The following is a 13732-nucleotide window of genomic DNA, read 5'->3' as shown; positions in this document are numbered from 1 at the left end:
CTCGCGGCTCTTCGCGACATTTCCTGAACTTTCCCACATTTTTTATCGGAGTTTGCGCAATGCGTTTCGCTTTGCTACGCGGCTGTGCGCTGTTGGTGATAGGGCTGGTCAGCTTTAATGCACTGGCCAGCGACAAACCCCGGACCGCCATCGTGGTCGGCGGCGGACTGGCGGGGCTGACGGCCGCCTATGAACTGCAGGCCAAGGGCTGGCAGGTCACTGTGCTGGAGGCCAAAGGCAGCACCGGCGGGCGTTCGGGCCTGGCCACCAGCGAGTGGATCGGCAGCAACAAGGTTCAGCCATTGCTCAACCAGTACCTGAACACCTTCAAGCTGACCAGCGTTGCTGCGCCGGAGTTTGTCCGCACGCCCAGCTACCTGATCGACGGCGTGCACTTCAGCGCCGCAGACCTGGCCGTCAAGCAGCCTGCCACTGCCGAGGCACTCAAGCGTTACGAAGAGACGCTGGATAATCTGGCGCGCTCCATCGACGACCCGGAGAACCCGGCAGCCAACAGCACGCTGTTTGCCTTGGACCAGATCAACGTGTCCAACTGGCTGGACCGGCAGAATCTGCCAGAAACCGCCCGGCAGTTGATCAACCAGCAAATCCGTACCCGCTACGACGAGCCTTCGCGCCTGTCGCTGCTGTACTTTGCCCAGCAGACCCGGGTGTACCGTGGCGTCGATGACCGCGACCGTCGTGCGGCGCGGTTGCCCGGTGGCAGCGCGGTGCTGACCGAGGCGTTTACCAGGCAGTTGAAATCGATCAAGACTCAGTCGCCGGTGTCGGCGATTATTCAGGACAAGGACAGCGTGACGGTCAAGGTTGGCAGCGTCGGCTACAGCGCCGATTACGTGGTGCTGGCCGTGCCGCTGCGGGCGCTGGCGAAAATCCAGATGACCCCGGCGCTGGGCGACAAATACCTGGGCGCGCTGCGCAGCACCAACTACGGTTGGCGCGACCAGATCATGCTCAAGTTCAAAACCCCGGTATGGGATAGCAAGGCGCGCCTGTCGGGCGAGATTTTCAGCAATACCGGGCTTGGCATGCTGTGGATCGAACCGGCGCTCAAAGGCGGCGCCAACGTGGTGATCAACCTGTCGGGCGACAACGCGCGGATCATGCAGGCGTTTGGTGACAAGCAACTGGTCGATCAGGTGCTGATCCGCCTGCATGCGTTCTATCCACAGGCACGCGGTGCCTATACCGGTTATGAAATCCGCCGCTACAGCGTCGATCCGGGGATGGGCGGTTCGTACCTGGCCTATGGTCCGGGGCAGATCAGCAAGTTCTGGCGGGTCTGGGAAAAACCGGTGCAGCGCGTCGCGTTTGCCGGTGAGCACACCGACACCCTGTACCCCGGCACCCTGGAAGGCGCGCTGCGCAGCGGCCAGCGCGCAGCCAGCCAGGTGCAGGATCTGGCGGCCGGCAAGTCGTTCGAGCCGAAAGTGATCCCGCCGGCACCGGCTCCGGCAGTGGCGCCGGCGAAAAAGGACGAGCAACCGGGCTTCTTCTCGCGGATGTTTGGTGGCGAAGACAAACCTGCCGAGAAAGCGCCAGCTCCAGCCGCTCCTGCACCGGTAGCACCTGCACCTGTCGTGGCGCCGGAGCCAGCACCTGCACCGGTGGTTCCGGCCAAGGTCGAGCCAGCCAAGGACGCGGTGAAGAAAGAGCCGGCCAGTAAAGAGGCCACTCATAAGGCGCCAGCGCACAAGGAACCGGCCAAGAAAGAGCCAGCAAAGAAAGAACCGGCAAAGAAAGAACCTGCGAAAAAGGAACCGGCCAACAAGGCACCCGCCAAGACCGAACCGGCGAAAAAAGCCCCGGTCAAGGACAAGGCCGAAGCCGCCGGGGCCTGAAGCGCTGACCAGCAGTCAAAGGCTGCCACCGCTCTGGGTGGGGACTGCGCTGCTGGCAACCAGCGTTCGAAACCCAAGGGTGTAGACAAGATACTGGCACTGCGCTTATCTTGCGCGCAGGCCGCCTCATGCGGCCTGCGTCGCTCGGACGGTTCCGGGCGCTTACGTTTGCGAGATTCTCATGGCTGACCAAGGTTCGCCGCGCCGCTTTGCGCGCATCGATCGACTCCCCCCGTACGTCTTCAATATCACCGCCGAGCTGAAAATGGCTGCTCGTCGTCGCGGTGAAGACATCATCGACCTGAGCATGGGTAACCCCGACGGGGCTACGCCACCGCACATCGTGGAAAAGCTGGTCACCGTCGCCCAGCGCGAAGACACCCACGGTTACTCCACTTCACGGGGTATTCCACGCCTGCGTCGGGCGATTTCCAACTGGTACAAAAAGCGCTACGAAGTCGATATCGACCCGGAAAGCGAAGCCATTGTCACCATCGGTTCCAAGGAAGGCCTGGCGCACCTGATGCTCGCCACCCTCGACCAGGGCGATACGGTGCTGGTGCCCAACCCCAGTTACCCGATCCACATCTACGGTGCCGTGATTGCCGGCGCCCAGGTGCGTTCGGTGCCGCTGGTGCCGGGCGTGGACTTTTTCGCCGAGCTGGAAAAGGCCATTCGTGGCTCGATTCCCAAGCCCAAGATGATGATCCTCGGCTTCCCGTCCAACCCCACCGCGCAATGCGTTGAGCTGGATTTCTTCGAGCGCGTGGTTGCGCTGGCCAAGCAGTACGACGTGCTGGTGGTTCACGACCTGGCCTATGCCGACATCGTCTACGACGGCTGGCAGGCACCCTCGATCATGCAGGTTCCGGGTGCCAAGGACATTGCGGTGGAGTTCTTCACCCTGTCCAAGAGTTACAACATGGCCGGCTGGCGGATTGGTTTTATGGTCGGTAATCCGGAACTGGTCGGCGCCCTGGCGCGAATCAAGAGCTACCACGACTACGGCACCTTCACGCCGCTGCAGGTAGCAGCCATCGCGGCACTGGAAGGCGACCAGCAGTGTGTGCTGGATATCGCCGAACAGTATCGCCAGCGCCGCAATGTGCTGGTCAAGGGCCTGCACGAGCTGGGCTGGATGGTCGAGAACCCCAAGGCCTCGATGTACGTCTGGGCGAAGATCCCCGAGGCTTATGCCCATCTGGGCTCGCTGGAATTCGCCAAGAAGCTGCTGGCCGAGGCCAAGGTGTGCGTCTCGCCGGGTATCGGTTTTGGTGAATACGGTGACGACCATGTGCGTTTTGCCCTGATCGAGAACCAGGACCGGATCCGTCAGGCGGTGCGCGGCATCCGCGCCATGTTCCGTGCTGATGCACAGGCACCGGGCAAGCCGGACGCCTGATAGCCGTTGCCTGCAGGAGCGGATTTATCCGCGAAGACTAAAGCCGCTCCTGCAATGACCCGCGTCACTTGTCTGAATACGCCATTCTCCTCTCCCGATTCCCCTCTTTTTCCCGGTAAAACCGCCGCAGCCCTCGGTTGCTGCGGCTCGCCTGCTGATCGCGCAAAGGCACGGTTTACAGGGCTTTGCGCGTCACTTGCAGGGCTTTTCAGGGGCGCCGCGACGACGGCGCATGGCGGAATGTTCCACGCCGTCAAATCCATGTCGTAAAAGCACCTTTGCGTGGCGTGTGCAGGCATCTGGGCAGGACGCCGCCGGCCTACCATCTCAGCCACTGGGTGATGAACCCACCCTATCCAATAATGAATGGCGCCGCGACGCCGCTGGGGAGACCGCGATGTTCAGCAAACAAGACCAGATTCAGGGTTATGACGATGCACTGTTGGCGGCCATCAATGCCGAAGAGCAGCGTCAGGAAGACCACATTGAACTGATCGCCTCTGAAAACTACACCAGCAAGCGCGTCATGCAAGCGCAGGGCAGTGGCCTGACCAACAAGTACGCCGAAGGGTATCCGGGCAAGCGTTACTACGGCGGCTGCGAGCACGTCGACAAGGTCGAGCAACTGGCCATCGATCGCGCCAAGGAACTGTTCGGCGCTGATTACGCCAACGTCCAGCCGCACTCCGGCTCCTCGGCCAACTCGGCGGTCTACCTGGCGCTGCTGCAAGCCGGCGACACCATCCTGGGCATGAGCCTGGCCCATGGCGGTCACCTGACCCACGGTGCCAAGGTTTCTTCGTCGGGCAAGCTGTACAACGCCGTGCAGTACGGGATCGACACCGACACCGGTCTGATCAACTACGACGAAGTCGAGCGCCTGGCCGTCGAGCACAAGCCAAAGATGATCGTTGCCGGTTTTTCGGCCTACTCCAAGACCCTGGACTTCCCGCGCTTTCGCGCCATCGCTGACAAGGTCGGTGCGCTGCTGTTCGTCGACATGGCCCACGTGGCCGGTCTGGTCGCAGCGGGCCTGTACCCCAACCCGATCCCGTTCGCTGACGTGGTGACCACCACCACCCACAAGACCCTGCGCGGTCCACGTGGCGGCCTGATCCTGGCCAAGGCCAACGAAGAGATCGAGAAAAAACTCAACGCCGCCGTATTCCCCGGCGCTCAGGGCGGCCCGCTGATGCACGTCATCGCCGCCAAGGCCGTGTGCTTCAAAGAGGCGCTGGAGCCAGGCTTCAAGGCTTACCAGCAGCAGGTCATCAATAATGCCCAGGCCATGGCCAAGGTGTTTATCGACCGCGGCTTCGACGTGGTCTCCGGCGGTACTGACAACCACTTGTTCCTGGTCAGCCTGATCCGTCAGGGCCTGACCGGTAAAGATGCTGACGCGGCCCTGGGCCGCGCGCACATCACCGTCAACAAGAACGCCGTACCGAATGACCCGCAGTCGCCGTTCGTGACTTCGGGCCTGCGGATCGGCACCCCGGCTGTCACCAGCCGTGGCTTCAAAGAAACCCAATGCATCGAGCTGGCCGGCTGGATCTGCGACATCCTCGACAACCTCGGCGATGCCGATGTCGAGGCTAACGTCGCCAGCCATGTTGCCGCCCTGTGCGCCGATTTCCCGGTTTACCGCTGAGTCAGGAGTCGCCTTACATGAAACGTTATTCGGGCTTCGGCCTTTTCAAGCACTCCCTCAGCCACCACGAGAACTGGCAGCGCATGTGGCGCACGCCAACGCCCAAGCAGGTCTACGATGTGGTCATCGTCGGCGGTGGCGGCCATGGTCTGGCGACCGCCTACTACCTGGCCAAGGAACACGGCATCACCAACGTGGCGGTGATCGAGAAGGGTTATCTGGGCGGCGGCAACACCGCCCGTAACACCACTATCGTGCGCTCCAACTACCTGTGGGACGAATCGGCCCACCTGTACGAGCACGCCATGAAGTTGTGGGAAGGCCTGTCGCAGGACATCAACTACAACGTGATGTTCTCCCAGCGCGGCGTCTACAACCTGTGCCACACCCTGCAGGACATCCGTGATTCTGAGCGTCGGGTCAGCGCCAACCGCCTCAACGGGGTGGACGGTGAGCTGCTCAACACTGAACAGGTCGCGGCCGAGATTCCGTACCTGGACTGCTCGAAGAACACCCGCTACCCGATCCTCGGCGCCACCGTACAACGCCGTGGCGGCGTGGCTCGTCACGATGCTGTGGCCTGGGGCTATGCCCGTGCCGCCGACGCCCTGGGCGTCGACCTGATCCAGCAGACCGAAGTGACCGGTTTTCGCAAGCAGAACGGCGTGTGCATCGGTGTCGAAACCACCAAGGGCTTCATTGGCGCCAAGCGCGTCGGGGTGGTCACTGCCGGTAACTCCGGGCACATGGCCAAACTGGCGGGCTTCCGTCTGCCGCTGGAATCGCACCCGCTGCAGGCGCTGGTTTCCGAGCCGATCAAGCCGATCATCGACAGCGTGATCATGTCCAACGCCGTACACGGTTACATCAGCCAGTCCGACAAGGGCGACCTGGTGATCGGTGCCGGTATCGACGGCTGGGTCGGCTACGGCCAGCGCGGTTCGTACCCGGTGATCGAGCACACCATCCAGGCCATCGTCGAGATGTTCCCGATCCTGTCGCGGGTGCGCATGAACCGTCAGTGGGGCGGGATCGTCGACACTTCGCCGGATGCCTGCCCGATCATCTCCAAGACACCGGTGCCGAACATGTTCTTCAACTGCGGTTGGGGGACCGGTGGCTTCAAGGCCACGCCGGGTTCGGGCAACGTGTTTGCCGCCAGTCTTGCCAAGGGCGAGATGCACCCGTTGGCGGCACCGTTCTCCATCGACCGTTTCCACAACGGTGCCCTCATCGACGAACACGGCGCTGCTGCCGTCGCTCACTAACAGGAGAGTCCGAACATGTTGCAAATCTTCTGTCCTCACTGTGGCGAGCTGCGCTCCGAAGAGGAATTCCACTCGGCCGGCCAGGCGCACATTCCGCGCCCGCTGGACCCCAATGCCTGCACCGACGAGCAGTGGGGCGACTACATGTTTTTCCGTGATAACCCGCGCGGTATTCACCATGAACTGTGGGACCACGCTGCCGGCTGCCGTCAGTACTTCAACGTCACCCGCAATACCGTGACCTACGAAATTCTCGAAACCTATCCGATTGGCGCCAAGCCACAGTTCACCGCCGAGGGAGAAAAGGTATGAGCCAGACCAATCGTCTGCCCAATGGCGGCCGTATCGACCGTAGCAAGGTGCTGAACTTCACCTTCAACGGTCAGACCTACCAAGGCTTTGCCGGTGACTCTCTGGCGTCCGCTCTGCTGGCCAACGGCGTTGATGTGATCGGCCGCAGCTTCAAGTACTCGCGCCCGCGCGGCATCTTTGCCGCCGGTGCCGAAGAGCCGAACGCTGTGTTGCAACTCGGTGCCACCGAGGCCACCCAGATTCCGAACGTGCGGGCCACACAACAGGCGCTGTACACCGGGCTGGTCGCCACCAGCACCAACGGCTGGCCAAGCGTGAACACCGACGTGATGGGTATCTTGGGTAAAGTCGGCGGCAAGATGATGCCACCGGGCTTCTACTACAAGACCTTCATGTACCCGCAGTCGTTCTGGATGACTTACGAAAAGTACATCCGCAAGGCCGCAGGTCTCGGCCGTTCTCCTCTGGAAAACGACCCTGACCGTTACGACAACTACAACCAGCACTGCGACGTGCTGGTGGTCGGTTCCGGCCCTGCCGGTCTGGCCGCAGCCCTGGCCGCTGCGCGCAGCGGTGCCCGGGTGATCCTGGCTGACGAACAGGAAGAGTTCGGCGGCAGCCTGCTCGACACCCGCGAAAGCCTGGACGGCAAGCCGGCCACCGAATGGGTTGCCAGCGTGGTTGCCGAACTGGCGGGCCTGAAGAACGTCGTGCTGCTGCCTCGCGCTACGGTCAACGGCTACCACGACCACAACTTCCTGACCATTCACGAGCGTCTGACCGACCACCTGGGTGACCGTGCGCCGATCGGCCAGGTTCGCCACCGTGTGCACCGTGTACGTGCCAAGCGGGTTGTGCTGGCCACCGGTACCCACGAGCGGCCGCTGGTTTACGCCAACAACGACGTACCGGGCAACATGCTGGCCGGTGCCGTGTCGACCTACGTGCGTCGTTATGGCGTGGCACCGGGCAAGAAGCTGGTGCTGTCGACCAACAATGATTATGCCTACCGCGTGGCGCTGGACTGGCTGGATGCCGGACTGCAAGTGGTGGCGATTGCCGATGCCCGTCATAACCCGCGTGGTTCGCTGGTTGAAGAGGCGCGTGCCAAAGGCCTGCGCATCCTGACCTCCAGTGCGGTGATCGAAGCCCGTGGCACCAAGCGTGTGACCGGTGCCCGCGTGGCGGCCATCGACCTGAAAAGCATGAAAGTCACCAGCCCTGGTGAATGGCTCGATGCTGACCTGATCGCCAGCTCCGGCGGCTACAGCCCGGTCGTGCACCTGGCTTCGCACCTGGGCGGCCGGCCGGTATGGCGTGAAGACATTCTTGGCTTCGTGGCCGGCGATGCCCCTCAGAAGCGTGTTTGCGTCGGTGGTCTGAACGGCGTTTACAGCCTGGGCGACACCCTGGCCGATGGTTTCGAAGGTGGCGTGCGTGCGGCCAGCGAAGCCGGTTTCCAGGCGGTCGAAGGCGTGCTGCCGAAAACCGTAAGTCGTACCGAAGAGCCGACTGTCGCGCTGTTCCAGGTGCCGCACGACAAGGGCACCGCCCGTGCGCCGAAGCAGTTCGTCGACCTGCAGAACGACGTCACCGCAGCGGCCATTGAACTGGCAACCCGTGAGGGCTTCGAGTCGGTCGAGCACGTCAAGCGCTACACCGCGCTGGGCTTCGGTACTGATCAGGGCAAACTGGGTAACGTCAACGGTCTGGCCATCGCCGCCCGTTCGCTGAACGTGACCATCCCCGAGATGGGCACCACCATGTTCCGCCCCAACTACACACCGGTGACCTTCGGTGCGGTCGCCGGCCGTCACTGCGGTCACCTCTTCGAGCCAGTGCGTTTCACCGCACTGCACGCCTGGCACGTGAAAAACGGCGCCGAGTTCGAAGACGTCGGCCAGTGGAAGCGCCCTTGGTACTTCCCCAAAGGTGGTGAAGACATGCACGCGGCCGTGGCCCGTGAGTGCAAGGCAGTGCGTGACAGCGTCGGCCTGCTGGACGCTTCGACCCTCGGCAAGATCGACATCCAGGGCCCGGATGCCCGCGAGTTCCTCAACCGCGTTTACACCAACGCCTGGACCAAACTGGATGTGGGCAAGGCGCGTTACGGCCTGATGTGTAAAGAAGACGGCATGGTATTCGACGACGGCGTGACCGCCTGTGTCGGCGACAACCATTTCGTGATGACCACCACCACCGGCGGCGCGGCGCGCGTTCTGCAGTGGCTGGAGCTGTATCAGCAGACCGAATGGCCGGACCTGAAGGTGTACTTCACCTCCGTGACCGACCACTGGGCGACCCTGACCCTGTCGGGCCCGAACAGTCGCAAACTGCTGTCGGAACTGACCGACATCGACCTGGGCCGTGAAGCGTTCCCGTTCATGACCTGGAAAGAAGGCGAAGTGGCCGGCGTACCGGCGCGGATCTTCCGGATTTCGTTCACCGGCGAGCTGTCGTACGAAGTCAACGTCCAGGCTGACTACGCCATGGGTGTGCTGGAGAAGATCGCCGAGGCCGGCAAGAAGTACAACCTGACCCCGTACGGCACCGAAACCATGCACGTGCTGCGGGCCGAGAAGGGCTTCATCATCGTAGGCCAGGACACTGACTCCTCGATGACCCCGGACGACCTGAACATGGGCTGGTGTGTGGGCCGCACCAAACCGTTCTCGTGGATCGGCTGGCGTGGCATGAACCGCGAAGACTGCGTGCGCGAGCAGCGCAAGCAACTGGTCGGTCTCAAGCCGCTGGACCCGAAACGCTGGCTGCCGGAAGGTGCCCAGTTGGTGTTCGATCCTAACCAGTCGATCCCGATGAAGATGGTCGGTCACGTGACCTCCAGCTACGCGCACAACTCGTTGGGCTATTCGTTTGCCCTGGCCGTGGTCAAAGGCGGTATCAACCGTATGGGCGAGAAGGTCTACGCACCGCTGGCCGATGGCAGCGTGATCGAGGCCGAGATCGTTTCGACCGTGTTCTTCGATCCGAAGAACGAGCGCCAGAACATCGAGTAATGGGAGGTCTGTAGGAGCAGCCTTGCTCGCGAAGACCTTCGCGACCAAGGTCGCTCCTACAGAGTCGAAGCCCGGTTGTACAACAGAATTGATAACAGGTGCGTCATGACTACAGTCAACGTATACCAGCAACGTCCAACCACCGGTGCCAAGGCCGAGCAACCGCTGTTCCACGCGGGCCTGGACAAACTGGTTGGTAAAGGCAACACCAACCCTGGCGTGTCGCTGCGCGACAAGAACCTGCTGGGTCACCTGACCATTCGTGGTAATGGTCATGACAAGGCTTTCGCAACCGGCGTTAAAAAAGCCTTGGGTCTGGAACTGCCAGGCCCGCTGGGTTTGGTGATCGACGGCGAGCGCTCGCTGCAATGGCTTGGCCCCGATGAGTGGGTACTGATCGTACCGACCGGGACCGAACTGGAAACCGAGCAGAAGCTGCGCGCTGCGCTGGACGGTCAGCATATTGCTATCGTCAACGTCAGCGGCGGCTGGTCGATTCTTGAGCTGAGCGGCCCGAACGTGGTCGATGTGCTGAAAAAATCCACCAGCTACGATGTTCACCCCAGCAACTTCCCGGTCTGCAAGGCCGTGGGTACGGTGTTCGCCAAGTCGCAACTGGTGATTCGCCGCACCGGCGAAGAAACCTGGGAGCTGCTGGTGCGCCGCAGCTTCTCCGACTACTGGTGGCTGTGGCTGCAGGATGCTTCGGCGGAATACGGCCTGGGTATCAAGGGCTGATTGATCTGTCGCAGGAGCGGCTTTAGCCGCGATCGGGCCTGACCCTTTCGCGGCTAAAGCCGCTCCTGCCGGTTTCACATCTGCAAAAAGGATGACTCATGAGCCGTGCCCCCGATACCTGGATTCTCACCGCCGACTGCCCCAGCGTCTTGGGTACTGTTGATGCGGTTACGCGCTACCTGTTCGAGCAGGGCTGCTATGTCACCGAGCATCATTCGTTCGATGACCGGTTGTCCGCGCGCTTTTTCATTCGTGTCGAATTCCGCCAGCCAGATGGCTTTGACGAGGCTGCCTTTCGCAGTGGCCTTGCCGAGCGTGGCGCGGGATTCGGGATGGTCTTCGAGCTGACGGCCCCCAACTACCGCCCCAAAGTCGTGATCATGGTCTCCAAGGCCGATCATTGCCTCAACGATCTGCTGTACCGCCAGCGGATCAATCAGTTGTCGATGGACGTGGTCGCGGTGGTCTCCAACCATCCGGATCTGGAGCCGTTGGCCGCCTGGCATTCGATTCCCTACTATCACTTCCCGCTGGATCCGAACGACAAGCCGGGTCAGGAAGCCAAGGTGCTGCAGGTGGTCGAAGAGTCCGGCGCAGAGCTGGTGATTCTTGCCCGTTACATGCAGGTCCTGTCGCCGGAGTTGTGCCGCAAGCTCGATGGCAAGGCCATCAACATTCACCACTCGCTGTTGCCGGGTTTCAAGGGCGCCAAGCCTTATCACCAGGCCTACAACAAGGGCGTGAAGATGGTTGGCGCCACGGCGCACTACATCAATAACGACCTCGACGAAGGGCCGATCATTGCCCAGGGCGTGGAAGTGGTCGACCACTCGTACTACCCCGAAGACCTGATCGCCAGGGGCCGCGATATCGAGTGCCTGACGCTGGCGCGGGCTGTGGGTTATCACATCGAGCGGCGGGTGTTTCTCAACGCCAACCGCACCGTCGTTCTGTAACCCGGCCTCTCAGGTTTACCTCCGTGCCTCAGTCCGCTTTGCGGGCTGAGGCTCTGTCGTTTTAAACACGCAAATCCCGGATGAGCTTCTATGCTCAATTCCGGCGTTTTGGCCTGGCTGAAATTCAGGTCCGGACAAAATCGCGGCTTATTTCTGTGCTTGTCGTTTTTGAGATAGCTGAGGGCGGTGTGACCGAAAAAGCCCGGTTTGAATCGGCGCATCCTTAGCTGCAAGCGACACGTTGTGCGTGGCAGGTTCAGTGGCGGGCCGATGCCTGGCCAGATTCGACACTGAGCACCAAGCGTGCGGCGACTCCTCGTTAAAAAAAACTAGAGAGGTGACAAGATGTCTGGAAATCGCGGTGTGGTGTATCTCGGCGCTGGCAAGGTCGAAGTACAAAAAATCGATTACCCGAAAATGCAGGACCCGCGCGGCAAGAAGATTGAGCACGGTGTGATCCTCAAGGTGGTCGCCACCAACATCTGTGGTTCCGACCAGCACATGGTGCGTGGCCGTACCACGGCGCAGATCGGTCTGGTATTGGGCCACGAGATCACCGGTGAAGTGATCGAGAAAGGCTCGGACGTCGAGAGCCTGAAAATCGGTGACCTGGTCTCGGTGCCGTTCAACGTGGCGTGCGGTCGTTGCCGCTCGTGCAAAGAGATGCACACCGGCGTGTGCCTGACCGTCAACCCGGCCCGTCCGGGCGGTGCTTACGGTTACGTTGACATGGGCGACTGGACCGGTGGCCAGGCCGAGTACGTGCTGGTGCCCTACGCCGACTTCAACCTGCTGAAACTGCCGAACCGCGACAAGGCCATGGAAAAGATCCGTGACCTGACCTGCCTGTCGGACATTCTGCCTACCGGCTTCCACGGAGCGGTGACCGCTGGCGTTGGCCCAGGCAGCACGGTCTATGTCGCCGGTGCCGGCCCTGTGGGTCTGGCCGCTGCCGCTTCGGCGCGCCTGCTCGGCGCTGCCGTGGTGATCGTCGGTGACCTGAACCCTGCGCGTCTGGCGCATGCCAAGGCCCAGGGTTTTGAAATCGCCGACCTGTCGACCGACACCCCGCTGCATGAACAGATCGCCGCGCTGCTGGGCGAGCCGGAAGTGGACTGCGCGATCGACGCCGTGGGCTTCGAAGCCCGTGGCCACGGCCATGAAGGTGCCAAGCACGAGGCGCCGGCCACGGTGCTCAACTCGTTGATGCAGGTGACTCGCGTGGCGGGCAAGATCGGTATTCCGGGCCTGTACGTGACCGAAGATCCGGGTGCAGTAGACGCGGCGGCCAAAAACGGCGCCCTGAGCATCCGCTTCGGCCTGGGCTGGGCCAAGTCGCACAGCTTCCACACCGGCCAGACCCCGACCATGAAGTACAACCGCCAGCTGATGCAGGCGATCATGTGGGACCGTCTGAACATCGCTGAAATCGTTGGCGTGCAGGTGATCAGCCTGGATCAGGCACCGGCTGGCTACGGCGAGTTCGATGCAGGCGTGCCGAAGAAATTCGTCATCGACCCGCACAAGACCTTCAGCGCCGCTTGATGTAATTCGCGGCTGAAGCCGCTCCTACCTGTAGGAGCGGCCGGGCGGCGATCCGCTTCAGCCGCGATCCGCTTCATTCACCGCGATTCATTTCCTGCTTCAACTGCGCGATCCGCGCATTCTTCTCGACCCATAGCTGGTTGACCCAGGTCTGGACCTGGCCACGAAATTCAGGATCGTTCTCGTAGTCGCCCTGCCACAGTGCGGGGTCGAGCGCGCGGGTCTGGATATCGACAACCACCTTGGGCACGCTCCCGCACAGCAAATCCCAGAAACCGGGCGGCGGGCTGCCGGGGTAGACCACGGTCACATCGAGGATCGCATCGAGTTGCTCACCCATCGCCGCCAGCACAAAGGCCACGCCACCGGCCTTGGGCTTGAGCAGGTATTGATGCGGCGACTGCTGGGCGGCGTGTTTGGCCTGGGTAAAGCGGGTACCTTCCAGATAATTGACGATGGTTACCGGCTGGCGCTTGAACAGCTCGCAGGCCGCCTTGGTGATTTCCAGATCCTGGCCTTTGAGTTGCGGTTTTTTGGCCAGGAAAGCCTTGCTGTAGCGCTTCATGAACGGATAATCCAGCGCCCACCAGGCCAGCCCCAGAAACGGCACCCAAATGAGCTCCTTTTTCAGGAAGAACTTGAAAAATGGCGTGCGGCGGTTCAGCGCTTGAACCAGCGCCGGAATATCCACCCAGGACTGATGATTGCTGATCACCAGATAGGAAGTATCACGGCGCAGTTGTGCGGCGCCACGAATGTCCCATTGGGTGGGCAGGGTGAGTGCGAAAATGCGTTTATTGATCTCTGCCCAGGTTTCCGCGATCCACATCACGGCCCTGGAGCAGTGGTCGCGCATGTCGCCCTGAAAGATCAGCTTGAGCAGGGCGAATGCCAGCAGCGGCCCGATCAGGATCAGGGTGTTGAGCAGCAGCAAGAGGGTGACGAAACAGCCGGTGAGGGCGCGGCGCATAGGCATCTCTG

10 protein-coding genes are annotated in these 13732 nt (G+C 61.9%); 9 read left to right on the top strand and 1 reads right to left on the bottom strand.

Annotation, left to right across the window (positions count from 1 at the left end):
• The first annotated feature begins 59 nt into the window (after positions 1-59).
• From PSCI_RS06715 to fdhA, 9 genes are all read left to right on the top strand, one after another.
• Positions 60-1862, top strand: coding sequence for a flavin monoamine oxidase family protein (locus PSCI_RS06715; RefSeq protein WP_045484481.1), 1803 nt, complete (start codon positions 60-62; stop codon positions 1860-1862).
• Between the two features lie 181 nt (positions 1863-2043).
• Entirely contained in the window at positions 2044-3264 is a 1221-nt protein-coding gene (gene alaC / locus PSCI_RS06710) for an alanine transaminase (protein WP_045484480.1), read from the top strand.
• A 397-nt stretch (positions 3265-3661) separates the two neighbouring features.
• Positions 3662-4915, top strand: coding sequence for a serine hydroxymethyltransferase (gene glyA, locus PSCI_RS06705; RefSeq protein ID WP_045484479.1), 1254 nt, complete (start codon positions 3662-3664; stop codon positions 4913-4915).
• Positions 4916-4932: 17 nt separating this feature from the next.
• Positions 4933-6183, top strand: coding sequence for a sarcosine oxidase subunit beta family protein (locus tag PSCI_RS06700; protein WP_045484477.1), 1251 nt, complete (start codon positions 4933-4935; stop codon positions 6181-6183).
• Between the two features lie 15 nt (positions 6184-6198).
• Positions 6199-6495, top strand: a complete 297-nt coding sequence (locus PSCI_RS06695; RefSeq protein ID WP_045484475.1) for a sarcosine oxidase subunit delta — start codon at positions 6199-6201, stop codon at positions 6493-6495.
• A complete protein-coding gene (locus PSCI_RS06690) occupies positions 6492-9512 on the top strand; it encodes a sarcosine oxidase subunit alpha (RefSeq protein ID WP_045484472.1) in 3021 nt (1006 codons plus the stop codon). The genes PSCI_RS06695 and PSCI_RS06690 overlap by 4 nt, the downstream gene beginning before the upstream one ends.
• 105 nt (positions 9513-9617) lie before the next feature.
• On the top strand, positions 9618-10250 hold the full coding sequence (locus PSCI_RS06685; RefSeq protein WP_045484469.1) for a sarcosine oxidase subunit gamma: 633 nt from the start codon (positions 9618-9620) through the stop codon (positions 10248-10250).
• 98 nt (positions 10251-10348) lie between these two features.
• Positions 10349-11206: a formyltetrahydrofolate deformylase gene (locus tag PSCI_RS06680; protein WP_045484466.1), complete on the top strand. Its 858-nt coding sequence runs from the start codon at positions 10349-10351 to the stop codon at positions 11204-11206.
• Positions 11207-11551: 345 nt separating this feature from the next.
• Positions 11552-12751 (top strand): formaldehyde dehydrogenase, glutathione-independent, encoded by a 1200-nt coding sequence (gene fdhA, locus PSCI_RS06675; protein ID WP_045484463.1) that lies wholly within the window; start codon positions 11552-11554, stop codon positions 12749-12751.
• A 73-nt stretch (positions 12752-12824) separates the two neighbouring features.
• On the opposite strand, the gene PSCI_RS06670 is transcribed toward fdhA, so the two are convergent.
• Entirely contained in the window at positions 12825-13721 is an 897-nt protein-coding gene (locus tag PSCI_RS06670) for an acyltransferase (RefSeq protein ID WP_045484460.1), read from the bottom strand.
• Between the last annotated feature and the right edge of the window lie 11 nt (positions 13722-13732).

It is taken from the genome of Pseudomonas sp. StFLB209 (genome assembly GCF_000829415.1).
Lineage (GTDB): Bacteria > Pseudomonadota > Gammaproteobacteria > Pseudomonadales > Pseudomonadaceae > Aquipseudomonas.
Note: the sequence above shows the minus strand (reverse complement) of the source record. Positions and strands in the feature narration are given on the sequence as shown.

What these genes read in the sequence shown, in the direction of transcription:
- PSCI_RS06715 (WP_045484481.1), top strand. Translation starts at nt 60, where the DNA reads ATGCGTTTCGCTTTGCTACGCGGCTGTGCGCTGTTGGTGATAGGGCTG.
- alaC (WP_045484480.1), top strand. Translation starts at nt 2,044, where the DNA reads ATGGCTGACCAAGGTTCGCCGCGCCGCTTTGCGCGCATCGATCGACTC.
- glyA (WP_045484479.1), top strand. Translation starts at nt 3,662, where the DNA reads ATGTTCAGCAAACAAGACCAGATTCAGGGTTATGACGATGCACTGTTG.
- PSCI_RS06700 (WP_045484477.1), top strand. Translation starts at nt 4,933, where the DNA reads ATGAAACGTTATTCGGGCTTCGGCCTTTTCAAGCACTCCCTCAGCCAC.
- PSCI_RS06695 (WP_045484475.1), top strand. Translation starts at nt 6,199, where the DNA reads ATGTTGCAAATCTTCTGTCCTCACTGTGGCGAGCTGCGCTCCGAAGAG.
- PSCI_RS06690 (WP_045484472.1), top strand. Translation starts at nt 6,492, where the DNA reads ATGAGCCAGACCAATCGTCTGCCCAATGGCGGCCGTATCGACCGTAGC.
- PSCI_RS06685 (WP_045484469.1), top strand. Translation starts at nt 9,618, where the DNA reads ATGACTACAGTCAACGTATACCAGCAACGTCCAACCACCGGTGCCAAG.
- PSCI_RS06680 (WP_045484466.1), top strand. Translation starts at nt 10,349, where the DNA reads ATGAGCCGTGCCCCCGATACCTGGATTCTCACCGCCGACTGCCCCAGC.
- fdhA (WP_045484463.1), top strand. Translation starts at nt 11,552, where the DNA reads ATGTCTGGAAATCGCGGTGTGGTGTATCTCGGCGCTGGCAAGGTCGAA.
- PSCI_RS06670 (WP_045484460.1), bottom strand. Translation starts at nt 13,721, where the DNA reads ATGCGCCGCGCCCTCACCGGCTGTTTCGTCACCCTCTTGCTGCTGCTC.